Source organism: Amycolatopsis sp. cg9 (genome assembly GCF_041346945.1).
GTDB lineage: Bacteria > Actinomycetota > Actinomycetes > Mycobacteriales > Pseudonocardiaceae > Amycolatopsis.
The window spans coordinates 7212014-7237205 of sequence record NZ_CP166850.1; the positions used below are offsets into that span (position 1 = coordinate 7212014).

Sequence of the window (25192 nt, forward strand, 5' to 3'; positions counted from 1 at the left end):
GAGTTTCCTTCGCGCGGCAGTGGGCACGACGCCGAGCCGGGCGTCGTGCGATGGGGTTCAGCTCGCGAAGGACGGCGGAGCGCGGGTGGTGCGCGAGGTCGGGAGCGCGACCGCCCGGAGCGCCTCGCCGGGGAGTTCGGCCCGCCACCACTTCGGGGCGGGCGCGACACCGGCCGGGGCCGGGGCGATCGCCGCCGGGACCGGGGTGGTGGCCGGCCCGCGCGGGACGGCGGGGCGGACCGAGATGACGTCGTGCGACGGCGCCGTGGCCACCGCCGGGCCGTCGGCGGCCGGGGACCACGCCCCGACCGCGGGGGCGCCGCCGAGGAACAGCAGGACGGCGAGCAGCGACCCGAGGCGGCGGTACCGCCTCGGGTCGCTGCGCTGTCCGAATCGTCCGATGTGGTCAGGCTACCTCAGCCACCGCCGTAGGTGGCCTGGGTGACCGCGAAGACGTTGCGGTTGCCCGCGCCTTCCTGCAACGACCACAGCAGGTCGGCGGCGGTGTCGTCCTCCCAGTACGAGATGCTCTCTCCGCTGCCCACCCAGGCGAACGTCTGCGCGGCGGCCGCGGGCTTCCAGTAGTAGAGCTGCTTCTGGCCGGAGGAGTTGAACCACCAGCGGCCGTTGTGGGAGGCGACGCCGTTGAGCTTGTACCACGGCAGCTGCAACGCCTGGCTCGCCGTGGTCGTGGCGGCGAACACCCCGGTCGAGGCGAACGGGTAGCGGATCGCCCGCGGCGCCCGGTTCGGGTAGTCCGTGCAGCCCGACGAGCAGGTGTACTCCGTCATGACGATCGACTTGCTGACCCGGTCGAGCGAGATCGACGACCACGCGAGGTTCGTGCCCGACGTCGTCTTCGAGGTGATCGAGCCGACCTGCGGCAGGACGTAGGCGTAGTTGTGCGCGTAGTACGTGCTGCCGCTCTGGTGCCCGATCTGGTCGGCGGTGCCGCCGGTGTCGGTCTTGAGGATCTTGCGCATGTCGAACACGCGCATGCCCTTCCCGGTGTCGGCGACGTAGAGGTAGTCGCCGTACCAGGAGACGCCGCCCGCGTGGATCGGGATGTCCTTGAAGTCCGGCGCCGCCGCGGTCCCGGTCGGCTCGACCAGCAGGACCTTGCGGTAGGCGTTCGGGTAGGTGGCGTCCCAGTCGACCAGGGTGATCCGGCTGCGCTGCTGGGCGCCGTCGCAGCCGTCCTTGGTGTACCAGCTGACCAGCACGAGCTGGTGGCCGTCGTAGTTGCCGCTGTTGGCCGTGCCGACCGCGTCGCGGCTGGTCGTGATGCCCTGCGGGTAGTTCGCGCAGTCGGAGTTGTCGCCGCTGTCGAAGCGGAACCCGCCGGACAGGCCGGCGACCGAGAACGACGACGGCAGGGCCGTGCGGTCGTGGTTCGCGTTCTCCATCACGGTGTGCACGGCGGCCGTGCCCAGCGTCGACACCAGCGCGCTGTTCACGGCGTCGAACTGGTTGTAGTTCGCCGCCAGGGTGTACTGGCCCGCGGTCAGCGTGGTCGGTCCCGCGGCGGCCTGCGCGGCCGGGGGCGCGGCGAGCAGGCCCGCGAGCACGCCGGCGGCGAGCGCGGCCTTGGTCCATCGGTGGCGCGATTTCATGTGACCCCCAAGAGTCCGATCGGTGCCCGGCTCATCGTCGTGCCGGGCGGGTGGAAGAGCAACAGCCTTCGCCGGATGGGCGGTATCCGTTCACCAGCCCGACGGGACGTAGGCCCAGCCGAGGTAGTCGGACCGCTGCGCGTAGGTGCTCGTCTGGTACACCGACGGGCCGGTGCTGATCGCGACCCCGCCGCCGAGCGCGAGCATGATGTGCCCGGCGCTGGTGGTGCTGGTGAAGAAGACCGCGGCACCGGCCGGGGCGACCGAGCCGGTGTGGATCCGGCCGTTGTTCTTCTGCCACTGGTAGTGCGTCGTGGCGGTGGCGAACCGGCCGCTCGTGCCGAAGGCGCGCTCGACGAACAGCTCGCACTGGTTGTTCCAGTCGGTGTGGCCCAGCCGCGCCTTGGCGAACGCGATCGCGCTGTCGGCGCGCGGGTCCGCGGGGAACGCCGAGCCGCCCGGCTTGAGGCCGTCGGTGTCGCAGTGCGGGACGCCGGCGACGAAGCCTTCGGTGCCGGTCTTGACGTAGGCGTCGGGCACCCACAGGTGGTCGGCGGTGAAGTCCCAGATCTCGTCGGAGGCGGTGGCCTGGCACACCACGGGCACCGAAGCGCCGGTGAGGTACTTGTCCGCGACGCTGCCCGCCGCGTCGGCCGCGTCGCCCTTGTGCGCGCGGCCGTTGAGGTCCGCCTTCGCCGGGAAGGCGTGCGGGGTGGTGCACTGGGGCGCGACCATCGACGTCGAGCCGGTCTTGACGTAGGCGTCGGGCACCCACAGACCATCGGTGGTCAGGTCCCAGATGCTGCTGCCGCCGTAGGCCGGGCCGGTGTCCTGGCAGGCCAGGGTGACCGACGTGCCCGCCGGGTACATGTTCGCGATGCGCTGCGAACCCACCGGCACGTCGGGGTCCTTGACGGTCCGGCCGTCCACTGTGGTCGTGACCGGGTAGGCCGACGCGGCCTGCGCGGCGGGTGCGGCCAGCCCGGTGAGCGCGGTGGCCAGCCCGAAGACGGCGACCGCGGCCTTGAGTGTGGTTCTCACTTGTCCTCCAGAACGCTTGTGCGGCCGATGGTCGGCGGTGGCCGTACAAGAGCCGTACAAGCGCACGGGCCGGAGTAGTACTTTCTGATGACCCCGGGTCCTCCGGACTCCCGATGTGCGCGGCCGGGAAACGCGCGATGCTGGCTGGGTCGTCCTTTCCCGGCACCGAAGGAGAACCGATGCACCCGGCCGACCTGATCCAAGGCCACGAGCAAACCTGGTCGTGGCTCCTGCTCGGCCTGACCGGCGCCGTCGTGCTGGCCTTCGTCGTGCTGTTCCTGTCCGCTCTGGTCAGCATCCTGGGCTCGCGGCTGACCGGCGGCATGAAGCTCGTCTGGGTGATTTTCGCCTTTTGCGCGCCTTTCCTGGGCAGCCTGCTGTGGTTCGCCGTCGGCCGCCGCGACGCCTACCTCCCCGCGCGCCGATGATCGTCGCGGAAGGACTCACCAAGGCCTACCGCGGCGGCGCCGGCGTCGAAGACCTCTCCTTCACCGTGCGGCCCGGCGTCGTCACCGGCTTCCTCGGCCCGAACGGCGCGGGCAAGTCGACGACCATCCGGCTGATGCTCGGCCTCACCCGCGGCGCGGGCCGGACCACGTTCGGCGGGCGGGAGTACGCGCGCGTCCCCGGTCCACTGCGGACGGTCGGCGTGCTCACCGACGCCGCCGCGGTGCACCCGGGGCGGACCGCCGCCGCGCACCTGAGGATGGTCGCCGCGGGTGGTGGCCTGCCCGCCCGGCGGGTCGGGGAGGTCCTGGCGGCGGTCGGGCTCGAGTCGGTCGCGCACCGGCCCGCCGGCCGGTTCAGCCTCGGCATGAAGCAGCGGCTCGGCCTGGCCACCGCGCTGCTCGGCGACCCGGAGTACCTGATCCTCGACGAGCCGGCCACCGGGCTCGACCCCGAGGGCGTGCGCTGGATCCGCGACCTGCTGCGCCGGCTGGCGGGGGAGGGCCGCGCCATCCTCGCGTCCTCGCACCTGCTCGCCGAGATGGCGCTGCTCGCCGACGACCTGATCGTGATCGGCGCGGGGCGGCTCGTCTCGGCCGGGCCGCTGGCGGACTTCGTCGAGGCGCACGCGCGCGCCGACGTCGTGGTGCGTGCCGAGCACCCCAGCGTGCTGCAGGTGGCGCTGGCCCGCGACGGCCTGCGGGTGCGGCAGGAGGCCGCGGGCGAACTCGTCGTCGAAACGGCCGACACCGGGCGGGTGGCCGCGGCCGCCGCGCGGGCCGGGGTCGCCGTCCGGGAGCTGTTCGTGCGGCGGAGCGGCCTGGAAGACGCCTTCCTGGCCGCCACCGCCGCGGCCGTCCGGCACCGGGGGGAGCGGCCGTGAAGCACGCGCTGGCCTACGAGTGGTTCCGGGTCCGCTCGCTGCGGTCGACGTGGCTGCTGCTGACCGGCGCCGGGGTGGTCCAGTTCGCGTCCGGGCTCTATTGGGGGCTCAAGCGCGATCTGGGCAGCCTGGACGCGTTCACCTCGGCGTTCGGCCTCGCCGACCGGGTGGGCGCGCTGCTGGTCGCCGCGGCCGGGGTGGCCGCGTTCGGGCTCGACCACCAGCACGGCACCTCGGCCACCACCCGGCTCGTGCTGCGCTCGCCCGCCCGGATCGTCGCGGCGCGGGCGCTGGTCACCGCCGGGCTCGGGCTGCTCGGCGGGCTGCTGATGGTGGTGCTGACCGCCGCCGGGGTGCTCACCGGCGGGGGCGCCCTGCCTGCCGGCGCGGGGGCGGCAGGCAGGGCGGTGGCCGGCGTGCTGCCGCTGACCGTCCTTTCCGGACTCGCCGGGGTCGCGCTCGGCGGGCTGCTGCGGCACACCGGCCTCGCGATCGGGGTGTTCGCGGCGTGGGTGTTCGTCGGGGAGACGACGCTCGCCGCGCTCGGGAGCGTGCCCGTGACCGCGCTGCCGTTCACCGGAACGGCGTTGTCCGCCCTGCCGGGGACCGGGGTGTTCGCCGCGCTGGTCGTGCTCGCCCTGGGCGCGGTCACGTTCACCCTGGCTCGCCGTGACGGCTGAGCGGGCGCGCCCTAACCTGAACGCGATGAAGCGATGGCTGAGCTGGTGGGACGGCCGCGTCGTCCTGCTCGCGCTCGACGTCGCGGTGGCCGCGGCGGTGATCGCGGTGACCCTGACCGGTGGTGACCCGCGTGACCCGCACCCGGCGCTCTACGTCCCGGCGGTGCTCGTCTCGGGGCTCGCGCTGCTGGTGCGCCGCCGCCGGCCGTTCCTCGTGCTGCTGGTCGCCGTGGCCTGCATGCCGGCCGGGGTGACACTGCTGCCTTTGACGGTGGCCCAGTACTCGGTCGCGGTCCGGTACGGCGTCAGCTGGCGGACCGGGCTCGCGGTCGTCATCGCCGGCATCGCCGGGAAGGTCGTGCCGGTGCTGCGGGCCCCGGAGAGCTTCACCATGGTCGTGGTCGTGCTGAGCCTCTTCGTGCTCGGCCCGGTGCTGGCCGGCCTGTGGATGCACCAGCGCGCCGCGCTGCTGGGGGTGCTGCGGGAGCGGGCCGACGAGGCCGAGCGCACCCGCACGCTGCTGGCCGGCCAGGCGGTCTTCGCCGAACGGCGGCGGATCGCGCGGGAGATGCACGATGTGGTCGCCCACCGCGTCACGGCGGTCGCGCTGCAGGCGGGCGCGCTGTCGCTGCGGGCCCCGGACGAAGAGACCGAGCAGGCCGCCGAGACCATCCGCGCCACCAGCGCGACCGCCCTCGACGAGCTGCGGGGCATCCTGCGCGTGCTGCGCGACGACGCGGTGGAAGCGCCGGATCCCGGCGTCCTCGCGTCGCTGGAGGACCTGGTGGAAGAGGTCACCGCGACCGGTGCGCGGGTCGAGCTGGCGCTGCCGGACCCGCTGCCCGAGGTGCCGGACCAGGTCGGCCGCGCCGTCTACCGGGTCGTCCAGGAAGCGCTGACCAACGCGGGCAAGCACGCCCCGCACGCGGCGGTCGAGGTCCGGCTGGACGTCACCGGCGACCGGCTCGCGGTGGAGGTGACCAACCGGCTGACCCCGCACGGCAGCGCGGTCCCGGGATCCGGCTACGGCCTGGTGGGCATGCGGGAACGGGTCGAACTGGCGGGCGGCGACCTCCGGACGGGCCCGTCCGGCGACGGCCGGTTCCGGGTGCTGGCCCGGTTCCCGGTGGGAGGGGAGGCGGAATGACGGTGAAGGTCGTGCTGCTGGAGGACGAGGAACTGGTCCGCAGCGGCATCCGGATGATCCTGGAGTCGGCCGACGACCTCGAAGTGGTCGCCGAGGACACCGACGGCTCACGCGCGGTCGAGCTGACCGACCGCTTCCGGCCGGACGTCGTGCTCACCGACGTCCAGATGCCGAAGGTCGACGGCCTCGAGGTGGTCAAGCGGCTGGCCGGCCACCCGGCGGCCCCGGCGGTGGTGGTCCTGACGACGTTCGACGTCGACGAGTACGTCTACACGGCGCTGCGCCACGGCGCGGCGGGCTTCCTGCTCAAGGACACCCCGCCCCGCGAACTGGTCACGGCGGTCCGGGTGGCCGCCCGCGGCGAGGCGATGCTGTCCCCGAGGATCACCAAGCGCCTGCTCACGGACTTCGCCTCGGGCGGCGGGAACGCGCGCGCCCGGGCCCGCCTTTCGGTACTGACCCCGCGCGAGCACGACGTGTCCGTCCACATCGGACGCGGCCTGAGCAACGCGGAGATCGCCAAGGCGCTGGTGGTGAGCGAGTCGACGGTGAAAGTCCACATCGGACGCATCATGGCGAAGCTGGACGCGGCCAACCGCACCCAGGTGGCGATCCTGGTCCACGACGCCGGGCTGAGCTGACGCGCCTACCCTTCGGCCACCGCCTCGGCGGCTTCCGCGCGGCGGCGGAGGATCTTCAAGGACTGGTCGCACCAGCGCAGGTTCTCCCGCTCGAACGACAGCCCGCGCATCAGCGTCAGGTACGGGCCGATCCGCTCCGCGCCGGCGAGGTAGTCGTCCTCGAAACGGCCGTCCAGCAGGCGCGCGCGGAGCCGCTCGTAGCGGGCGATCTTCGCCTCCGCGCGGGCCATCCGCTCCTCGAGCGCGCTCCGCACCGCGGCCTCGTCGCCCCCGTCGACCGCCTGGACCTGCACCAGCAGCTCGTCGCGGATCACGCCGGGGCGGGGCGGGCGCGCCGTGAACTCGTGGAGGGACCGGTGGCCCTCCCCGGTCAGCGAGAACAGGCGCTTGTCCGGCCGCCGCTCCTGGTGGACGATCCGGGCGGAAACCAGGCCGTCCGCCGCCATCCGGTCGAGTTCGCGGTAGAGCTGCTGTGGCGTCGCCGCCCAGAAGTTCGCCACCGAGGCATCGAAGCCCTTCGCCAGGTCGTAGCCCGACGCCTCGCCTTCGAGCAGCGCCGCCATCAGCGCGTGGCGCAGTGCCATACTCACCTAGTTGAGTGCTTCGCGCTGAATCCGGTCGAACTGCGCCGCCATCGCTTCGGCGAGTGCCTGGGCCGCCGACAGCGGGCGGACCATGACGGTGAACTCGTCGATCAGGCCGTCGGCGTCGAGGTGCAGGAAGTCGCAGCCCTCGACCCGGACTTCGCCGATCCGGGCCTCGAAGACGAGGGCGTGGTCACGGCCTTCGTCGCCGCTCAGCTCGCGCACGTAACGGAAGTCTTCGAAGACGCGCAGGACGCCCCGCAGGATCGCGGCCGTGATCGCCTTGCCGGAGTAGGGCTTGAAGGCCACCGGGCTGCGGAACACGACGTTCTCCGCCAGCGTCGCGGCCATGGCGTCGGGATCGCGGGCCTCGACGGCCTTGCGGAAGCTGCTCATGCGGCACCTCACCTAGTCAATTAGTTGAGTAGACCCTAGCAGCATGGCCGTCCGTGACCGTTCGGCGACGCACAGCCCCACCTGGACGACTGCGGAAGGACAGGCATGGCAGACGATCACGAGGGACAACGGGTCAGCAGACGGCGGATGCTCGCCGGCGTGAGCTCGGTCGGCTTGGGCGCGGCGCGCGGACGTGCACCCTCACCGCTTCCACCACCCAGGGGCCGTACTACTTCGACGCCGACAAGATCCGCAGCGACGTCCGCGAGGACAAGCAGGGGATGAAGCTGCGCCTGGCCCTGCAGGTGCAGGACAGCGAGACGTGCAAACCGATCCCGCACGCGGTGGTCGAGATCTGGCACTGCGACGCCGGTGGCCTGTACTCCGGCGCGGAAGCGCAGTCCGGCGGCGGTGGCACGCCGCCCAGGTCACCAACCAGCGCGGGACCGTCGAGTTCACCACGATCCGGCCCGGGTGGTACCGCGGGCGGACCGTCCACGTCCACGTGATGGTGCACGTGGGCGCCGAGAAGACCCTGACCACGCAGCTGATGTTCGACGAAGCGCTGAACGCCGAGGTGCTGGCCACCGAGCCGTACGCGCAGCGCACCGGCCGCGACACCTTCAACGACGGCGATTCGAGCTACCGGCCGAGCATGCTGCTGAAGGTCACCCGGGCGCGGGACGGGTACGTCGGCTGCATCGTGCTCAACGCCGACCCCGACCACGACGGCACGTGACCGGTTCCCGCACGGGTGGCACCGGGCCACCCGTGCGGGGCCGCGTCACGACCGGGCCAGCCAGGTGGCGAGGGTGGTCTCGGCGAGGAGCGCGCCCGGCCCGGGCAGCAGGTCCCGCTCGCCCGGCACGGCCCCGAAGTACGGCGCCCGCGGGTCGGTGACCACTTCGCGCGGGTCGGCACGCGCGGCCAGCACCCGGCGGACCCAGTCGTCGAGGCCGAACACCTCCGGGCCCGCCACCTCGGTGACGCCGCCGACCGGCGGTCCCGCGGCGGTCCGCCCGACGGCGGCCGACACCTCCGCGGCCGCCATCGGCTGCACGCCCGCGCCGGGCAGCCGCACCACGCCGCCGGTGGTCGCGGTGTCGGCGATCCCGCCGGCGAACTCGAAGAACTGGGTGGCGCGCACGATCGAGAACGGCAGGCCGGACTCGGTGATCAGCCGCTCCTGCGCGACCTTGGCGCGGAAGTAGCCGACGTCCGGCTGCCGGTCCGTGCCCACCACCGAGAGCGCGACGTAGTGCCCGACCCCCGCTTCCTCCGCCGCTTCGGCGATGTTGCCGGTCGACGTCGTGAAGAAGGCCATCACGTCGTCGTCGGCGAACGACGGCGAGTTCGACACGTCCACGACGACGTCCGCTCCGTGCAGCACCTCCTTGAGCCCTTCGCCGGTCAGGGTGTTCACACCGGTGCCGGGGGCGGCCGGCACCGCCTCGTGGCCGTGCCCGGTCAGCCGGGCGACCAGGGCCGTGCCGATCAGGCCGGTCCCGCCGATGACGACGACCTTCATGGGGGTTTCCTTCCGTTCCGGCGTCCCGGCGGCCCCGGGACGCTGCACACCCACCAGGACAAGACAGCCACCGGATCTGTGACAAGATCCCGATCGTGGAGGACCTCGACGACGCCGCCGCCGTGTTCGGCGAGGTGCGGCCGCGGCTGTTCGGCATCGCCTACCGCATGCTCGGCAGCGCCGTCGACGCCGAAGACCTCCTCCAGGACGTGTGGCTGCGCTGGCAGGCCTGCGACCGCTCGGCGGTGACCAATCCCGCGGCCTACCTCGCCACGACCACCACCCGGCTGGCGATCAACGCGACCAAGACCGCCTACGCGCGCCACGAGACCTACGTCGGGCCGTGGCTGCCGGAGCCGGTGGACACCGCCGCCGACCCGCAGCTGGGCGCCGAACGGGGTGCCGCGCTCGAGCTCGCCGTGCTGCTCCTGCTGGAGAAGCTCACCCCGACCGAGCGCGCGGCCTACGTGCTGCGCGAGGCCTTCGACTACCCGTACCGCGAGGTCGCCGACATCGTGCAGACGACGGAGGCCGCGGCCCGCCAGCTGGTCAGCCGGGCGCGCAAGCACCTCGCGGCCGGGCGCCGCACGCCCGCCGGGCTGCCCGAGCAGCGCCGGCTCCTGACCGCGTTCGTCGCCGCGGCCCAGGCCGGCGACCTCGCGGCGCTGGAACGGCTGTTCGCCGCCGACGTGATCAGCTACTCCGACGGCGGCGGCGCGGCCCGCGCCTCGCGCATCCCGGTGCGCGGCGCGGCCACGGTGGCGAAGTACGTCCGCGCGTTCGCCGACCGGTTCTGGGCGGGCGTGTCGGTGACGCCGGCGCTCGTCAACGGCACGCACGCGATGCTGCTTTCGCGGGACGGCGAAGTCTTCACCGTGCTCACCGTCACCGCGTCCGGCGAAGGCATCGACCAGGTGCTGTGGATGATGAACCCGGGCAAGCTCGCGGCCGCCGTATAACGCCCTACACGGCGGCGCCGCGCGGCTCGTACTGGGCGCGCAAGGCCTTCTTGTCCGGCTTGCCCAGCCCGGTCATCGGCAGGGACGCGGCGACGATCACCTGCTTGGGGACGTGCACCGGGCCCTTGCGCTCCCGCACCGCCGCCTGGATCTCGCCGGTGAGGCGCTCGATCGCCGCCTCGTCCGCGGCTTCCCGCAGGACGACGACCGCCGTGACGGCCTCGCCCCACTTCTCGTCCGGCGTGCCGATCACGCCGACCTGCGCGACCGCGGGGTGCTCGGCGACGACGTCCTCCACCTCGCGGGGAAACACGTTGAACCCGCCGGTGACGATCATGTCCTTGACCCGGTCGACGATGAACCAGAAGCCGTCTTCGTCCTCGCGGGCGACGTCGCCGGTGTGCAGCCAGCCGTCACGGAAGGTTTCGGCGGTGACCTCCGGCAGGTTCCAGTAGCCGCCGGCCAGCAGCGGCCCCGCGACGCAGATCTCCCCGGGCTCGCCGGGCGCCACCGGGGCACCGTCGGGGCCCAGCAGCGCCGTGCGGAGGAACGCCGACGGCCGCCCGCAGGAAGTCAGCCGGGCGTCGTCGTGGTCGCCCTTGGCGAGGTAGCTGATCGCCATCGGCGCTTCGGACTGGCCGTAGTACTGCGCGAAGATCGGCCCGAACCGGTCGATCGCCTCGCGCAGCCGCACCGGGTTGATCGACGCCGCGCCGTAGTAGACCGTCTGCAGCGACGAAAGGTCGCGGGTGCGCGAGTCGGGGTGGTCCATCAGGGCGTAGAGCATGGTCGGCACCAGCATGGTGGCCGTGATCCGCTGCTCCTCGATGACGCGCAGCACTTCGGCGACGTCGAACTTCGGCAGCACGACCAGGGAGCCGCCCTTGAGCAGCGTGGGTGCGAAGAACGCCGCGCCGGCGTGGGAAAGCGGCGTGCAGATGAGGAACTTCGGCGCTTCGGGCCACTCCCACTCGGAGAGCTGGATCTGCGTCATCGTGGTCATCGCCCGCGCGGTGCCCATGACGCCCTTGGGTTTCCCGGTGGTGCCGCCGGTGTAGGTGATGGAGACGACCTGGTCCGGCGGCAGCTCGACCGGGACGAGCGGCTTCGGCTCGAAGCCGGCGGCGGCCGCGGTCAGGTCCTTGCCCACGTGGGACAGGGGTTCCGGGACCGGCCCGATGGTGAGCACCCGGGTCAGCCCCGGCACCTTTTCGAGCAGCCCGAGCGCGCGCTCGACGAAGGCGGGCACCGGGTCGATGATCAGCGTGGTGATGCCGGCGTCGGCGAGGATGTAGGCGTGGTCGTCGAGTGACCCCAGCGGGTGCAGCGCGGTCCGCCGCGAGCCCTGCACCTGCCCGGAGGCGATGACGAGCAGGACTTCCGGGCGGTTCAGCGACAGCAGCGCGACGGGCGCCCCGGTGCCGGCGCCGAGCGCTTCGAAGGCTTGGGCGTACTGGCTGACCTGTTCGGCGGTCCGGCCCCCGGTCAGCGTGGTGTCGCCGAGCACCATGACGGGCTTGTCCCGGTGGCGCTTGAGGGCGGACACGACCAGGTGGCCGAGGTGGTTCGGGTACCGCATCGCCTGCTCGTCCATCGGGCTCCCTTCCGCGGCGTCAGACTAGAACACGTTACAGTTTTGGGCAACATCGATCGCGGTCCCCGCTTAGCCCGAGCGGAGCCACTTCCTTGTCCGGCACCGGCTCCGCCCGCTAGCTTCCCCTTGCAGCAGCCGACAGGTGGGGGCCAGGTGGCGACGAGCTCGGTGCGCGTCCAGGTGCTGGGTTCGTTGCGGGCTTGGCGCGACGGGGTGGAGCTCGACCTCGGGCCGCCCGGGCGGCGGGCGGTGCTCGGGCTGCTCGCGCTCGCCGGCGGCGACGCCGTGGCGCGGCGGGAACTCGTGGACACCCTGTGGGGCGACCGGCCGCCGCCGAGCGCGGTGAACGTCGTCCAGACCCACGTCAAGCACTTGCGGCGGTTGCTGGAACCCGGGCGCGCGCCGCGGGCGGGCAGCGGGGTGCTGCCGCACGTCGGCGGCGGTTACGCCGTGCGGCGGGACGCGGTCGACGTCGACCTGTGGCGGTTCCGCGAGCTGCTGGCCGAGGCGAACGACGCGCACCGGGACGCCGACCGCATCCGGCTCGTGGCCGCCCTCGGCGAGGCGCTGCGGCTGTGGCACGGGCGGCCGCTGGCCGATCTGCCGGTGCTGGCAACGCATCCGAAGGTCGTCTCGCTGGTCGCGGAGCACCGGGAAGCGTTTTCCCGGTGCGCCCGCGCGAAGATCGACCTCGGCGCCGCGGCGGAGGCCCTGCCCGGCATCGCCGAAGCGGCCGCGGAACAGCCGTTCGACGAAGCCGCGCAAGCCCTGCTGATCCGCGCCCACCACGCGCTCGGCCAGCGGGGCGAGGCGTTCCGGCACTACCGGGCGGTGCGCGCCCGGCTCGTCGAGGAGCTCGGCATCGACCCCGGGCCGGAGCTCCTGGCCGCGCACACCGCGCTGCTGCGGGACGACGCCGTCGCGGCACCCGCCGAAGCCCGCCCGGCGCAGCGGATCCCGAAGCAACTGCCCGCCGAACCCGGCGGGTTCGCCGGCCGGACCGCCGAACTGTCCCTTTTGGACAACCTGGGCGGGCCGATCGCCGCGGTCTCCGGCACCGCGGGCGTCGGCAAGACGGCGCTGGCCGTGCACTGGGCGCACCGCGTCCGGGACCGGTTCCCGGACGGGCAGCTGTACGCCAACCTGCGCGGCCACGCCCCGGTCCCGCCGGCACCGCCGATCGAAATCCTCACGCAGTTCCTGGCCGCGCTGGGGATTCCGCCGGACCGGGTGCCCGCCGACGTCGAGACCGCGGCGGCGCTGTACCGGACGCTGACGACCGACCGGAAGATCCTGGTGCTGCTGGACAACGCCGCCGGCCCGGAGCAGGTCCGGTCGCTGCTGCCGGCCGGGCCCGGCTGCCTCGTCGTGGTGACCGGCCGCGACCGCCTGACCGGACTGGTCGCCGTGCACGGCGCGCGCCGGCTCACCCTCGACGTGCTGAGCCCCGACGACGCCGTCGAACTCCTGGCCGGCGTGCTCGGCCACGACCGCGTCCGCGCCGAACCGGAGGCGGCCGTCGAGTTCGCCAAGCTGTGCGTGCACCTCCCGCTCGCCTTGCGGATCGCCGCGGCCAACCTCGCCGACCGGCCCGGCTCGGGCATCGAGGACTACGTCGCGGAACTGCGCGAGGGCAACCTCCTCGGCGCCCTCGCGGTGCAGGGCGACGAGCAGACGGCGGTGCGGACCGCGTTCGGCCTGTCCCACGCCGCGCTGCCCGCCGGCGCGCAGCGGCTGTTCCGGCTGCTGAGCCTGGTCCCCGGCGCGGACGTCGGCGCCGAAGCCGTCGCCGCACTGGCCGGCCTTGACCCGGCGCGGGCGGCGGAGCTGCTGGACCGGCTGGCGGGCGCGCACCTGGTCGAACCGCACGCGCCGGGCCGGTACCGCTTCCACGACCTGCTCCGCCGCTACGCCGCCGAGCAGGCCGAGCGGTTCGAGGCCGCGGCGGACCGCGAACGCGCGCTGACCGGGTTGTACACCTGGTACCTGGGCGCGGTCGACGGCGCCGCGCGGGTGCTCTACCCGCACATGCTGCGGCTGCCGGTGCCCGCCGGCCGGACGTTCACCGAGCTGGCCGAGGCGTCGAACTGGCTGGACGCCGAACGCGGCAACCTCGTCGCGGCCGTCCAGGCCGCCGCGCGCCACGGTCCCCGGCGGGTGGCGTGGCAGCTCGCCGACGCGCTCCGCGGCTACTTCTGGATGTGCATGCGCCGAGCCGAATGGCTCGCTGCGGCCGAAGCCGGGTCGAGCGCCGCCGACGCCGACGGCGACCCCCGCGCCCGGGCGGCGGGCCGGCTGAGCCTCGCCGACCTGCACTTCCGCCAGGGCCGCTACCGCCAGGCGGTCCGGCTGTACACGGCCGCGCTGCTGCTCGCGCGGCAGGCGGACTGGGCGGAGGCGCAGGCCGCGGTCCTCGGCAACCTGGGGTGCGTGTACTGGCAGTCCGGCCGGCTCACGGCGGCCGCGTCCCGGTTCCGCCGCGGGCTCGCCCTGAGCAGGCGGATCGGCCAGCCGGCGGGGGAGGCCGTCGCGTTCGGCAACCTCGGGCTCGTCCACTGGGAGATGGGCCGGCTCGCCGAGGCCGCCGACCACTACCGGCAGGCGCTGCGCCGGTACCGCCGGATCGGGTCCAGCTACGGCGAAGCGATCAACCTCGCCAACCTCGGCCAGGTCCAGCGCGCCCGCGGCCGGCCGGGGGAGGTGCTGGAACTGCTCGGCCGGTCGCTGGACCTGCAGCGCGAGGCCGGAAACCGCGGCGGCGAAGCCGAAACGCACAGCAGGCTGGCACTGGCCCACGGCGACCTCGGCCACCGCGGGGAAGCACTGGACTGCGCCCGCGCGGGCCTCGCACTGGCCCGCGAGGCGGGCGACCCGCGCACGGAGGCGGAGGCCCTCGCCGCCCTGGCGGCGGTGCTCACCCGGTTCGGCGGCCGCCCGGAAGCCGTCCGCCACTACGGCCAGGCCCTGGACCTGATCCACGAGACCGGCGACCGCTACCCGGAGGTGGACGCCTTGATCGGCCTGGCTTCCGCGGCCGGCGACCCGGGCCCCGCGCGCGAGGCACTGGTGCTCGCCGAGCGCGCGGGCTACCGGGCACTGCAGGGCCAGGCGCTGACCGCACTGGCCGCAATCCTGCTGCCGCGAGGAGAAACCGGAGCGGCGGCGGAGTGCGCGCACCGGGCGTTGGCGGTGCACCGGGAGACCGGCCACGGGCTGGGGGAGAGCCGCACCCGCGCGCTGCTGGACCGGATGGGTTGAGCGGGAGGCCGCTGGGCCTCGGGTGGAGTGCTGCGCCGGGCCGGGTGCGGTGCCCGGAGTCGTGGGCCATCGCGCGCTGGTCGGGCCGGGTGGGCGGAGCGGAGGTTGTGAGGCTGTGGCGCGGTGGCCGGGGCAAGCGGACTTGCCGGGGAGAGCGGCGGCGGAGGCGCGGGCGCCGCGGGGCCTCGGGTGGAGTGCTGCGCCGGGCCGGGTGCGGTGGCCGGGGCAAGCGGACTTGCCGGGGAGAGCGTCGGGCGGGGGCCGTGGGCGGCGGCGCGGGCCCCGGGTGGGAGTGCTGCGCCGGGCCGGGTGCGGTGGCCGGGAAGAGCGCTGGTCGGGCCGGGTGGGCTGACTGAAGTCGTGGGGCCACGGCGCCGTGGCCGGGGGGCCGGCCGCGCCGGTCCGGCTGGTGCTGCCGAGACCACGGCGCCGTGGGTCCTGGCGGGGCTGAAGCTCCTTCGGCCCCGCGGCTACAGGTGGATGCCGGTGTCGGTCACCGTGTACGTGCCGTCCGCGTGCAGGAGGATGATCACCCACGGGTTCACGCCCTTGGTCCCGATGTCGGCCGGGCACGAGAACTCGCTCAGGTTGAACGCCTTCCGGGCCGCGCCGTCAGGGGACTTCGTCACCGACTCCTCGATGCTGCCGACCCAGCTGCACACCGGGTTCAGCACCTGGTGCGTCACCTCCGGGTCTACCGACGTGATCTCCCCGTCTTCCGCGCACCACGAAACCTCGTACGTGTAGGCCCACGCCCCTTCGACGCCGAGTGTCACCGGTTCCGTCGTCCAGCACGTCTCTCCGGCCGCGGCGGCCGCGGGGACCGGGACGGCGGTGGACAGTGCCGCCGCGAGAACGAGTGCGAGCATGGCTACCCCCTCGATTTCCGTGTCATCCCAATGTGCTGCGCGCCGGCGGGGGCCGCAAGACGCCGATGCGCCCAGTCCAGCCGGCGTCCAATGCGTGTCCAGTTCGCCCGAATAGCGTCCGGACGGCCACGGAAGCCCACGGAGGGGAACAGCACGATGAAGGCACGGCTCAAGAAGGGGATCGCCGCCGCGGCCGCGGTCCTGGCGGCCACCACCGCGATCAGCGTCGGCACGGCGGGCGGCAGCGGTGCGGCGACGGCCGCGGGTCTGCGCGCGTACGGCATCTCGAGCGACGGCACGCTGATGGCCACGTTCACCACCGACCGGCCCCAGGTCCTCGACTGGGTGCGGGTGGTCACCGGGCTCTCCGGCGACACGGCCCTGATCGGGATCGACTTCCGCGTCCAGAACGGCCTCCTGTACGGGGTCGGCACCAAGGGCGGCATCTACACCATCACCATGCCGCCGGTGACCGCCGACGTCGTGGTCACGAAGGTCTCCCAGCTCACCGTCCCGCTCTACGGCACCAACTTCGGCGTCGACTTCAACCCCGCCGCCGACCGGCTCCGGGTGGTCAGCGACAACGGCCAGAACCTGCGCCACAACCTCAACGACGGCACCACGATCGAGGACACCACCCTCACCACCCCGCCGCTGACCGGGCCCGCCCGCGGTGTCACGGCATCGGCGTACACGAACAACGACCTCAACCCCGACAGCGCCACGACGCTGTTCGGCATCAACACGACCACGGACCAGGTCGTCATCCAGTCACCCGCCAACAACGGCACGCTGGCCCCGACCGGCGCGCTCACCGTGGACGCGGCGCCCAACGCCGGGTTCGACATCTACAGCGACCTGGTCAACGGCAAGGCGGCCGCGGTGACGGCGTTCGCGACGCTGCTTTCGCCGGTCGGCCAGGCGGCCCTGTACAGCGTGAACCTGCTGAACGGCGAAGCGGCGAACGCCGGGCAGTTCCCGCTGCCCCTGGCCGACCTCGCGATCGCGCTCGACACGAACTGACCCGCTTCGCGTGCCCGCCCCTCGGTCACGGGGGCGGGCACGCGATCGGTCACGGCACCGGGGCCGCCTGGGCGCGGGACACGGCTTCGTCGCGGTCGGGCCGCAGCAGCCAGCCCGCCCGCAGCGCCCGGTCCGCCGCCGCGGTGAACTTCGCGACGTAGGTGGCGTGGTCCGGGTACAGCTGCCGGATCCGCTCCGGTGACAACGGTGTCGTCGTCCCGAGCAGCAGGCAGGCGCCCGGGACGTTGCCGCCGCTGTTGTTGGGCGCGTAGGCCGCCACCGGCGCGTCGAGGTCGGGGAGCCGGACGCCGCCGAGGGCGTTCTGGTCACCGTCGCGCACCACGATGAGGTTGAGCAGCAGCGCGATCGGCGGCGCGGCGGGCGGGGCCGCGCCGCCGCGGGCCCAGCGGTCCAGGTGCCCGTACGCGGCGTTCTCCGCGTACCGGAAGGTCATGCTGTTGACCGGCCTGTCGCACGTCGTCGGCGCGCCGTCGTTGATGGACCTGTCCCGCGCGTTGGCGGCGTTGTAGAGGTCGAGCCCGTACCGGTCGGCGTGCGCGGTGCCGGCGACCTCCCAGGTGCGCACCCGCGCGGTGTCCTGGCGGACCGAAGCCGAGGCCACGACGTCGGTTTCCGACTGGAGAACGAAGACCGGCACGTCGAGGTCGGTGCGGATGCGGGCCGACAGCGGGCCGACGACGCCGTCGCCGATCGGGGCCGCGAGCGCGGCGCGGCCGTGGATCAGGATGCCGTCGTAGGCGTGGCGCACCGGCTGGATCGCGTTGGCGTAGGTGGTCAGCCGCAGCGCGGACTGCGAGTGGCCGGTGGCCAGCACGACCGACGGCGATCGGCCGCCGAGCAGCCGCGGGTCGGTCCGGACGGCTTGCGCGGCCTGGGAAAAGACGTCGTAGGAAAGCGCATCCCCGCTCAGGTCCACGGTGGCGTACCGGCCGGGGTCGAGGCTCTTGAGCCTGTCGGCGCCCGCCTTCTGCGTGGTCACGCCGACGTAGGCGTAGCCCTCGCGCGTGAAGTGCTCATAGGACTGCGAGAAGTCGACCGGGATGTCGACGCCGAAGCTGACGTTGAGCCATTCGACCACGACGGTGCCGGTGAAGCGCGCGGGATCCGACGGCCGCACCACGACCAGCCGGGTGGTGTACGGGGTGCCGGTGCTCGCGACGCGCGTGGCCCACCGCCCGTCGTCGGTCCACAAGCCCGTCTGGGCGTAGGTGTCGGCCTGGCCGGACATCAGGTACTCCTCCTCGACGTACCCGCGGGCGGCGAGGTCGAGAACCCCTCGGGCGCCGCTGACCGGCCAGCCCTTGCCGGCGTTCGCGGGCACGGCCGTCACGGTGGGCGCGGCGGCTCGGGCGGTTCCGGTGAGCACGAGGCACGGCAGGAGCGCGGTCAGCAGGACGAGCAGGGCTCTGCGCATGGGAATCCTTCCTGGTGGTGACCGGCGGCGGGCGGGCTCCGGCTCCCGCCACCGTCCACATCGGACACAGGCGCGGCGGCCGGGCCGGCCACCGCCTTCGTCTTCTACTCGCCAGTACGGATCGGGGCAACGACGGGCTCGCCCGCCGGCGTGGATCCCCCGGGGAAAGCTCAGGGAAGTGACAAATCGAAGGTCCCGGTCACTCGGATCCGGAGAAATCCGGGAAGTTCTTCCGGCGCCGCAACCTTGCGCCGGTGTCACTCGTTGCGCGACTATTCGCGGAACGTTCTGCACGTGCAAGCGCACGGGCGAGGGGGTGTGGTGACCGAGGTGGCGCCGGCGGTGGCCGGGACGGTGGACGGCCCGAGCGACGCGGCATTGATCGAGGCGGTACGCGGCGGGGACATCGCCGCGTACGGCCGGTTGTACGACCGGCACCTCGGGGCCGCGCGCCGGGTGGCGGCCGCGATCGCGGCGGACGAGGCCGAGCGGGACGACCTGATCGCGGAAGGATTCACCCGCGTACTACGGATTCTGCGCTCCGGCGAGGGCCCGGACGAGGATTTCCGGCCGTACCTGCTGACCACCATCCGGAACACGATGATCAGCTGGCGGCGGCGCGACTCGGCCGTTTCGCTCGTCGCCGAGGTGCCGGACGTCCTGCCGGGCGGGGCGAGTGACGAGCCGGTGGGCAGCCGGCTGCACGCCACCGTCGCCGCGGATGCGTTCGCGAGCTTGCCCGAACGGTGGCGAACTGTCCTGTGGCGGACCGAAATCGACGGCGAATCGCCCGCGCGGATCGCGGCCGACATCGGGATGACGCCGAACGGTGTCGCCGCCCTGGCCTACCGCGCCCGCGAGGGCCTGCGTCAGGCTTACCTGGACCAGCACGTCCCGGCCGCGCGGCGGCGGAACTGCAAGGTCGTCTCCGGGCAGCTGGCGCGCTACGTGCGCGACGGGATCGGGGACCACAAGGCCCACCGGATCACCGCCCACCTGGACCGCTGCGCGGACTGCCGGGAGCTCGCCGGTGGTCTCCGGCAGCTCAACCAGGAGCTGCCCGCGGCGATCGCGCCGCTCATCCTCGGCGTGCCGATCGTGTCGCAGTGGTTGTCCGCGACCGGATCGCTCGCTTCGTCCGGCGCCGCGGCGGGCACGGGCACGTCGGCGTTGTCGTGGGCCACGGCGGCGAAGGTCGCCGCGGCGAGCGCGGCGCTGGTCACGACCGTGACCATCGGCGCGAGCACGTCCGACATCGCACCGCCCGCGGCTCCCGGCGCGGAAGGCACGACGGTGCAACCGGTTCCGGGACGGCCCGCGGCGGGCGTACCGGCCGGCGGAGACCCGCGGTCCACGTCCGAGGCGCAGCTCACGTCGGTGCCGCCGGCCCCGGTGCCGTCCGGGGAAGCGGCGGCCGGCGAGAACCCGGCCGGCACCACCGGGACCACCGGCGCCGGCGGTGCGGCCGCGGACGACAAGCAAGCGGCGAAAGAGTCGAAGCAAGCCGAGAAAGAGGCGAAGCAGGAATCGAAGTCGGCCGCCAAGGAGTCGAAGCAGGCGGCAAAGGAGTCGAAGAAGGCGGAAAAGACGAAGGGGCCCCAGGGCTGACCCGGCCCCCGCGCGGGGGCCGGGCCATCCCGCTCAGCAGGGCTGGAGCAGCCAGCAGAGCCGGAAGTTCGCCTGGTACGTCGCCGATGTCGGCGGCGCGACGACGTTCTGCGTCCGCGCCCCGCCGTGCGCCCAGCTGGTGAAGGCGTACTTGAGGTTGAGCGGCGGCAGGTTCTGCGGGCTGTTCGCGCTGATCGAGTTGGTCGACCCGGCGATCACCGTGCGGGAGAACGGGGTCCGCTGCTGCGTCCCGCCGACGGTGAGCATCGCCTGGCTGGGGCTGGACGTGAAGTTCAGCGTGACCGTCTTCGGCTGCAGGTCGATCGTCTTGGTCCCGGTGCGGCCGCTCGAGTCCGTCGCGGTCAGCGTCAGCTGCAGGTACGACGGGTATTCGTGGTCGGGCGCGACGAACGAGCCCGAGGCCACGCCCGGGAAGTCCTGGACGTTGTGGGTGTGGCAGGTGCCGTTGGCCGCGCAGTGCCGGATCGCGAGCCGCCAGGACAGCGCCGAGGGCGGCAGCGTGCCGTCCTGGGCGTCGATCGCGCGGCCGGCGAAGGGCACGGTCTGGCCGACCGACCAGGTGAACGCGCTGTCGGGCGTGTCGATGACCGGCACCGGGTCGAGCCCGGCCGGGTTCCCGACGGTCACCCGGACCGTCGTGACCGCCGTCGCGCCGTGCGAGTCGGTGACCCGCAGTCCCGCGTCGACCGCCGCCGCGGTGGTGTAGGTCCAGGTGAGCCGCGGCGCCGTGGCGTCGTCGTACGCGCCGTCGGCGTCGAGGTCCCACGCGTAGGTGAGGGTGTCGCCGGCGTCCGGGTCGGTGGACCCGGTGCCGTCGAACTGGACGGTGAGCGGCGCGGGCCCGTCCGGCGGCGTCGCGGTCGCCACGGCGACCGGCGGCCGGTTGGTGCCGCCGGGGTAGCCGACGCGGCGGAGTTCGCCGGCGCCGAGCGCGACATAGAAGAGGTCGCCGCCCGGGCCGGTGAGCACCTGCACGGGCACGTTGGCGCCGGTCACGAACGGCACCAGCCGGCTCGGGCTCGGCTGGCCGCCGGAGGTCTGCATCGCCCAGATGCAGCCGCGGGAGGAATCGGCGAAGAACAGGGCGCCGGCGTACTCGGCGGGGTAGGTGCTGCCGGACTCGAACGCGATCCCGCTGATCGAGGAGCCGCCGGTCGGGCACGGGTCGCTCGCGACGACCTTGGCGTTGTGGTTGTAGGCGTAGAACGGCGCGGTCTGGCCGCCCGCGGTGTACAGCGATTCGCAGCGGTCGAGGTTCGCGCCGTCGTAGCCGGCCTGCCGGGCGGTGCCTTCGAAGCAGGGCCAGCCGAAGTTCTCGGCCACGCCGTCGCCGACGTTGGCGACGCGGTTGATCTCCTCCCAGGTGTTCCAGCCGACGTCGCCGGCCCACAGCTCGTTCGTGCCGGGCCGGAACCCGAACCGGAACTGGTTGCGGGAGCCGTAGGCGATGATGCGCCGGGCGTTGGCGTCGGCGCTGCCCGCGAACGGGTTGCCGGGCAGGCCGGCGCCGGTGTCGGGGTCGATGCGCAGGATCGTGCCGTTGAGCAGCACCGGCTGCCCGGCCGCCCGGCGCGGGGACTGCGACCGCAGCGCGCCGCCTTCCGCGGCCGGCGGCGAGAGGTTCGTGCCGGCCGGCGACGGCGGGTCGGCGCACGGGTTCCCGACCTGGCCGTAGTCGGCGAAGTTGAAGCTGGCGCCGTCGCCACCGCCGGCGTACAGGGCGCCGTCCGGGCCGAAGGCCAGCGAGCCGATCGAATGGCTCGGGTACTGCTGGCACCAGCCGGTGACGAGCGGTTTCTCGCTGACCGCCGTCCCGTCCGGGCCCATGGTCAGCTGCGAGACGCGGCCGGTGACGACGCAGCCGCGGTCGGTCGCGCCCGGCGGGGTGGGGCAGGTGTCGCCCCAGCGCGGCGCGGTGCCGCCCGGCTCGGCGTCGAGCGTGTAGGAGACGTAGACGTACGGCCGGGCGGGGAACGCGGGGTCGACCGCGAGCCCGAGCAGGCCCCGGTCCCAGAAGTCCTGGGTCGGGGTGCGGAGGTCGGCGAACACCGTCGCCGTCGGGTCGGCGAGCGAGTCGAAGACCTTGACCAGGCCGCTCTTCTCGGCGATGAACACCCGGCCGTCGGGCGCGAACGCCGCGGCGGTCGGCGAGCTCAGCCCGCCGATGGCGACGGTGTCGGTGAACCCGGCGGGGACGGCGGCGGCCGGTGGCGCGGTGGCCACGGCCAGGCCGATGGCCAGTGGTGCGACGACGCCCAAAGCCAGTGCGCGTCTTGATCTTCGCGGAAGCGTGAAGCGATGAGAACCCATCACGAACTCCTCGTGCGGCGGGGACCGGACAAACGCGAACGCTGTCCCCTATGGCGTGAGGAGTCCGAAAGTTGTTACACCGCTGACAGAAGTGTCCACGAATCGCGCAAACCCCTTGGGGGTGAATAACTCACCGGCGGGTCACGCCCACGCGACACGGCCTGCACCCGCGCCGGACCCTCATTGGCGGGGACGGGCCAGCCATTCGGCGAGCAGCGCGCGTTCGGCGTCGGTGAGCGGGGCGGCGGGCGCGGCGTCCGGATCCGGGGCGTCGGTCAGGATCCGGTGGGCCACCGCCTCCCACATGGCGTCGGCGAGGCCGGGGTCGCGGCGCTCCGGGGGTGCGGCCAGCAGGGCGAGCACCGTCCCGGTTCCGGCGGCGTGGACCAGTTCGGCCGCGCGCGGCTCGGGGACGCGGAGCCGGCCGGCCGCCGCGACGCGGTGGATGCGGCCGCGCAAGACCGCCAGGCCCGCTTCGGCCGCCGGGGAGACGCGGCCGGGGACGACGAGCAGGCCGAACACCGCCGGGTTGGCGAGCCCGAACCCGATGTGCGCGTCCCAGCCTGCCCGCAGGTCGGCGACCGGGTCGCCGGTGCCCGCCGTGTCCGACTTGCCGGCGACGTAGCCGGTGAACACGTGCTCGGCGACCGCGTCGAGCAGCGCGTCCTTGTCCTCGAAGAACCGGTAGAGGGCCGGCGCCTGCAGGCCGGCCGCCTGGGCGACGGCGCGGACGGTCACCGCCGCGGCCCCCTGCTCCTGGAGCAGCCGCGCGGCCGTCTCGACGATCTTCTCGCGGGCTTCCGTCCGGTTCATGGTTCCAATGGTAACGCAATCTGGCTAGCGATGGTGCTACCGTGGTTACTAACGACGTTAACGAAGGGATTCACCATGATCGTCATCACCGGGGGCACCGGCAAGCTGGGCTCGCAGGTCGTCGGCCACCTCCTCGACCGGATCCCGGCCACCGAAATCGGCGTGAGCGTCCGCGAGCCCGCTCGCGCGGCGGGCCTCGCCGGCCGGGGCGTCCGCGTGCGCCGCGGGGACTTCGCCGACCCGGCTTCGCTGGCCGAGGCGTTCGAAGGGGCGGCGCAGGTCCTGGTCGTCTCGACCGACTCGACCGGGGAAACCGCGCTCGCGCACCACGCCGCGGCGATCGATGCCGCGCGCGAGGCCGGGGTGAAGCGTGTGCTGTACACCAGTCACCAGGCCGCCGCCGGGGAATCGCTCTTCGCGCCGATGCCCGACCACGCGGCGACCGAGCGCCACCTCGCGGCGTCGGGTGTGCCGTTCACCGCGCTGCGCAACGGTTTCTACGCCGCCACCGTCCCGCTGCTGCTGGGGGCGGCGCTGCGCACCGGCGAGCTGGTCGCGCCCGCCGACGGTCCGGTGTCCTGGACCGCCCACGCCGACCTCGCCGAGGCGGCGGCGGTCATCCTGGCCGGGGAGGGCCGGTTCGACGGGCCGACGCCGCCGTTGACCGCACCGGCCACCCTCGACCTCGACGACGTCGCCGGTCTGCTCACCGAGCTCGCCGGCCGGCCGGTCCGGCGGGTCGTGGCCGAGGACGGCGACTGGGTGGCCGGCTTGACCGGGCACGGCGTTCCCGAAGCGCAGGCGACCCTGCTGCTCGGCATGTTCCACGCCGCGCGCCGGGGCGAATTCGCCGTCACCGGGCCGGCTCTCGAAGAGCTGCTGGGACGCCCGGCGACGCCGCTGCGCACGGTCCTGGCGGCGGCGGTCGAGCACTATGAACGGGGTGTATAAACCCTGGCTATACACACCGTGTACAGTCGCCGCATGTCGATCGGACACACCTTGCTCGGGCTGCTCGAGAGCGGTCCCCGGCACGGCTACGACCTGAAACGCGCCTACGACGACCGGTTCGGGCACGACCGCCGGGTGCACTACGGCCAGGTGTATTCGACCCTCGCGCGGCTGCTGAAGCAGGGGCTCGTCGAGGCCGACGGCGTCGAGGTGGACGGCGGCCCCGAGCGGAAGCGCTACGCGATCACCGACGCCGGGGTCGCCGACGTCGGCGCGTGGCTGGGGACACCGGAGAAGCCCGACGCGTACCTGCAGAACACGCTGTACACGAAGGTGGTGCTCGCGCTGCTGTCCGGGCGGCCGGCCGCCGAGGTCCTCGACGTCCAGCGATCGGCGCACCTCGACGCCATGCGCGAGCTGACCCGCCGCAAGACCGCGGGCGACCTCGTCGACCAGCTGATCTGCGACCACGCGCTGTTCCACCTGGACGCCGACCTCCGCTGGCTGGAGCTGACCGCGGCCCGGCTCGACCAGCTGGCGAAGGAGATCGCGTGAGCACCGTGCTGCTGGAGGCGGCGGAAGTGCGGAAGGCCTACGGGCCGACCGAGGCGCTGGCGGGGGCGAGCCTGCGGGTGTGCGCGGGGGAGGTCGTGGCGCTGATGGGGCCGTCGGGGGCGGGCAAGTCGACGCTCCTGCACTGCCTCGCCGGCATCGTCCGCCCGGACGCCGGCACGGTCCGCTACGAGGGCGCCGACCTGGCCGGCCTGACCGACCGCGCCCGCTCCTCGTTGCGGCGCACGGACTTCGGGTTCGTGTTCCAGTTCGGACAGCTGGTGCCGGAGCTGACCTGCCTGGAGAACGTGGCCCTGCCGCTGCGCTTGAACGGCGTGCGCCGCCGCGTCGCCGCCGAGCGGGGCCGCGCGATGCTGGCGGAGCTCGACCTCACCGGCATCGAAGGCAAGCGCCCGGGCGAGGTCTCCGGCGGCCAGGGCCAGCGCGTGGCGGTGGCCCGCGCACTGGTGACCGCCCCGCGCGTGGTGTTCGCCGACGAACCGACGGGAGCCCTGGACTCCCTCAACGGCGAGCAGGTGATGCAGCTGCTGACCACAGCAGCCCGCGACCGCGACGCGGCGGTGGTCCTGGTGACGCACGAGGCCCGGGTAGCCGCGTACTCCGACCGCGAGGTCGTCGTCCGTGACGGCCGCACCCGCCGGCTGGAGGTGACCCGGTGATCGGTCGGGGGTTCGGCGTTCGCGGTGCCGGGATCCGGCGGCCGGGTGGTGATCCGGTGTCCGGTCGGGGGTTTGGTGCCCGGCATGGCTGGGCGGGGTGGTTGGAGGCCGCGGCTTCCGGCCCGCGGGCCGGGATCCGGCGGCTCGGGGTGGGGTGGC

General features: G+C 73.7%; 25 protein-coding genes. 14 read left to right on the forward strand and 11 right to left on the reverse strand.

Translation table 11 applies throughout. The features are described from left to right. Window positions 1-57 precede the first annotated feature (57 nt). The 3 genes from AB5J73_RS33695 to AB5J73_RS33705 form a co-directional block, all read right to left on the reverse strand. Window positions 58-273 carry a hypothetical protein gene (locus AB5J73_RS33695; RefSeq protein ID WP_370962800.1) on the reverse strand — a complete coding sequence of 72 codons (216 nt, stop codon included), beginning with the start codon at window positions 271-273 and terminating at the stop codon, window positions 58-60. A 143-nt stretch (window positions 274-416) separates the two neighbouring features. Further along, a complete protein-coding gene (locus AB5J73_RS33700) occupies window positions 417-1613 on the reverse strand; it encodes a hypothetical protein (protein ID WP_370962801.1) in 1197 nt (398 codons plus the stop codon). Window positions 1614-1703: 90 nt separating this feature from the next. Continuing rightward, window positions 1704-2654, reverse strand: a complete 951-nt coding sequence (locus AB5J73_RS33705; RefSeq protein WP_370962802.1) for a hypothetical protein — start codon at window positions 2652-2654, stop codon at window positions 1704-1706. Window positions 2655-2833: 179 nt separating this feature from the next. Between AB5J73_RS33705 and AB5J73_RS33710 the strand changes: the two genes are divergently transcribed. Genes AB5J73_RS33710 through AB5J73_RS33730 form a run of 5 tightly spaced genes read left to right on the forward strand, consistent with a single transcriptional unit; the run spans window position 2834 to window position 6452 of the window. After that, on the forward strand, window positions 2834-3082 hold the full coding sequence (locus AB5J73_RS33710) for a PLD nuclease N-terminal domain-containing protein (protein WP_086865693.1): 249 nt from the start codon (window positions 2834-2836) through the stop codon (window positions 3080-3082). Beyond that, window positions 3079-3984 (forward strand): ABC transporter ATP-binding protein, encoded by a 906-nt coding sequence (locus AB5J73_RS33715; RefSeq protein ID WP_370962803.1) that lies wholly within the window; start codon window positions 3079-3081, stop codon window positions 3982-3984. The genes AB5J73_RS33710 and AB5J73_RS33715 overlap by 4 nt, the downstream gene beginning before the upstream one ends. Then, window positions 3981-4664, forward strand: a complete 684-nt coding sequence (locus AB5J73_RS33720) for a hypothetical protein (protein ID WP_370962804.1) — start codon at window positions 3981-3983, stop codon at window positions 4662-4664. Before AB5J73_RS33715 ends, AB5J73_RS33720 begins: the two co-directional genes overlap by 4 nt. A gap of 25 nt (window positions 4665-4689) precedes the next feature. Further along, entirely contained in the window at window positions 4690-5811 is a 1122-nt protein-coding gene (locus tag AB5J73_RS33725; protein ID WP_370962805.1) for a sensor histidine kinase, read from the forward strand. Beyond that, complete coding sequence (locus AB5J73_RS33730; protein WP_370962806.1) at window positions 5808-6452, forward strand: response regulator; 645 nt, start codon at window positions 5808-5810, stop codon at window positions 6450-6452. The genes AB5J73_RS33725 and AB5J73_RS33730 overlap by 4 nt, the downstream gene beginning before the upstream one ends. A 5-nt stretch (window positions 6453-6457) precedes the next feature. Here AB5J73_RS33730 and AB5J73_RS33735 read toward each other — a convergent pair whose 3' ends face one another. Together AB5J73_RS33735 and AB5J73_RS33740 are read right to left on the reverse strand one after the other, a co-directional pair. Further along, on the reverse strand, window positions 6458-7036 hold the full coding sequence (locus AB5J73_RS33735; RefSeq protein WP_370962807.1) for a PadR family transcriptional regulator: 579 nt from the start codon (window positions 7034-7036) through the stop codon (window positions 6458-6460). Between the two features lie 6 nt (window positions 7037-7042). Then, entirely contained in the window at window positions 7043-7432 is a 390-nt protein-coding gene (locus AB5J73_RS33740; protein WP_370962808.1) for a nuclear transport factor 2 family protein, read from the reverse strand. 281 nt (window positions 7433-7713) lie between these two features. Here AB5J73_RS33740 and AB5J73_RS33745 point away from each other — a divergent pair, with 281 nt between their 5' ends. Together AB5J73_RS33745 and AB5J73_RS33750 are read left to right on the forward strand one after the other, a co-directional pair. After that, on the forward strand, window positions 7714-7941 hold the full coding sequence (locus AB5J73_RS33745; RefSeq protein WP_370962809.1) for a hypothetical protein: 228 nt from the start codon (window positions 7714-7716) through the stop codon (window positions 7939-7941). Then, a complete protein-coding gene (locus AB5J73_RS33750) occupies window positions 7941-8171 on the forward strand; it encodes a hypothetical protein (RefSeq protein WP_370962810.1) in 231 nt (76 codons plus the stop codon). Before AB5J73_RS33745 ends, AB5J73_RS33750 begins: the two co-directional genes overlap by 1 nt. A 45-nt stretch (window positions 8172-8216) precedes the next feature. Here the strand turns inward: AB5J73_RS33750 and AB5J73_RS33755 are convergent, their stop codons facing one another. After that, a complete protein-coding gene (locus AB5J73_RS33755; RefSeq protein ID WP_370962812.1) occupies window positions 8217-8960 on the reverse strand; it encodes an SDR family oxidoreductase in 744 nt (247 codons plus the stop codon). Window positions 8961-9055: 95 nt separating this feature from the next. Here AB5J73_RS33755 and AB5J73_RS33760 point away from each other — a divergent pair, with 95 nt between their 5' ends. Beyond that, complete coding sequence (locus AB5J73_RS33760; RefSeq protein WP_370962813.1) at window positions 9056-9919, forward strand: RNA polymerase sigma-70 factor; 864 nt, start codon at window positions 9056-9058, stop codon at window positions 9917-9919. Window positions 9920-9923: 4 nt separating this feature from the next. On the opposite strand, the gene fadD8 is transcribed toward AB5J73_RS33760, so the two are convergent. After that, window positions 9924-11513 carry a fatty-acid--CoA ligase FadD8 gene (gene fadD8 / locus AB5J73_RS33765; RefSeq protein ID WP_370962814.1) on the reverse strand — a complete coding sequence of 530 codons (1590 nt, stop codon included), beginning with the start codon at window positions 11511-11513 and terminating at the stop codon, window positions 9924-9926. A gap of 153 nt (window positions 11514-11666) precedes the next feature. Between fadD8 and AB5J73_RS33770 the strand changes: the two genes are divergently transcribed. Next, complete coding sequence (locus tag AB5J73_RS33770; protein WP_370962816.1) at window positions 11667-14771, forward strand: tetratricopeptide repeat protein; 3105 nt, start codon at window positions 11667-11669, stop codon at window positions 14769-14771. A 470-nt stretch (window positions 14772-15241) separates the two neighbouring features. On the opposite strand, the gene AB5J73_RS33775 is transcribed toward AB5J73_RS33770, so the two are convergent. After that, entirely contained in the window at window positions 15242-15640 is a 399-nt protein-coding gene (locus AB5J73_RS33775) for a hypothetical protein (RefSeq protein WP_370962817.1), read from the reverse strand. 156 nt (window positions 15641-15796) lie between these two features. Here AB5J73_RS33775 and AB5J73_RS33780 point away from each other — a divergent pair, with 156 nt between their 5' ends. Further along, complete coding sequence (locus tag AB5J73_RS33780; RefSeq protein WP_370962818.1) at window positions 15797-16663, forward strand: DUF4394 domain-containing protein; 867 nt, start codon at window positions 15797-15799, stop codon at window positions 16661-16663. Window positions 16664-16712: 49 nt separating this feature from the next. On the opposite strand, the gene AB5J73_RS33785 is transcribed toward AB5J73_RS33780, so the two are convergent. Then, window positions 16713-18098 carry an alpha/beta hydrolase domain-containing protein gene (locus AB5J73_RS33785; protein WP_370962820.1) on the reverse strand — a complete coding sequence of 462 codons (1386 nt, stop codon included), beginning with the start codon at window positions 18096-18098 and terminating at the stop codon, window positions 16713-16715. Window positions 18099-18419: 321 nt separating this feature from the next. On the opposite strand from AB5J73_RS33785, the gene AB5J73_RS33790 reads away from it, so the two are divergent. After that, window positions 18420-19706, forward strand: coding sequence for a sigma-70 family RNA polymerase sigma factor (locus AB5J73_RS33790; protein ID WP_370962822.1), 1287 nt, complete (start codon window positions 18420-18422; stop codon window positions 19704-19706). A 33-nt stretch (window positions 19707-19739) separates the two neighbouring features. On the opposite strand, the gene AB5J73_RS33795 is transcribed toward AB5J73_RS33790, so the two are convergent. Together AB5J73_RS33795 and AB5J73_RS33800 are read right to left on the reverse strand one after the other, a co-directional pair. Then, window positions 19740-22037, reverse strand: a complete 2298-nt coding sequence (locus tag AB5J73_RS33795) for a PQQ-dependent sugar dehydrogenase (protein ID WP_370962824.1) — start codon at window positions 22035-22037, stop codon at window positions 19740-19742. Window positions 22038-22217: 180 nt separating this feature from the next. After that, a complete protein-coding gene (locus tag AB5J73_RS33800; protein ID WP_370962825.1) occupies window positions 22218-22850 on the reverse strand; it encodes a TetR/AcrR family transcriptional regulator in 633 nt (210 codons plus the stop codon). Window positions 22851-22925: 75 nt separating this feature from the next. On the opposite strand from AB5J73_RS33800, the gene AB5J73_RS33805 reads away from it, so the two are divergent. The 3 genes from AB5J73_RS33805 to AB5J73_RS33815 are packed head-to-tail and all read left to right on the forward strand — an operon-like array spanning window position 22926 to window position 25033. Further along, the gene (locus AB5J73_RS33805) at window positions 22926-23801 is read left to right on the forward strand and encodes an NAD(P)H-binding protein (RefSeq protein WP_370962827.1); all 876 of its coding nucleotides are present in this window, start codon (window positions 22926-22928) and stop codon (window positions 23799-23801) included. Window positions 23802-23834: 33 nt separating this feature from the next. Beyond that, window positions 23835-24356 carry a PadR family transcriptional regulator gene (locus AB5J73_RS33810; RefSeq protein ID WP_370962828.1) on the forward strand — a complete coding sequence of 174 codons (522 nt, stop codon included), beginning with the start codon at window positions 23835-23837 and terminating at the stop codon, window positions 24354-24356. Further along, the gene (locus tag AB5J73_RS33815; RefSeq protein ID WP_370962829.1) at window positions 24353-25033 is read left to right on the forward strand and encodes an ABC transporter ATP-binding protein; all 681 of its coding nucleotides are present in this window, start codon (window positions 24353-24355) and stop codon (window positions 25031-25033) included. Before AB5J73_RS33810 ends, AB5J73_RS33815 begins: the two co-directional genes overlap by 4 nt. The last annotated feature ends 159 nt before the right edge of the window (window positions 25034-25192 follow it).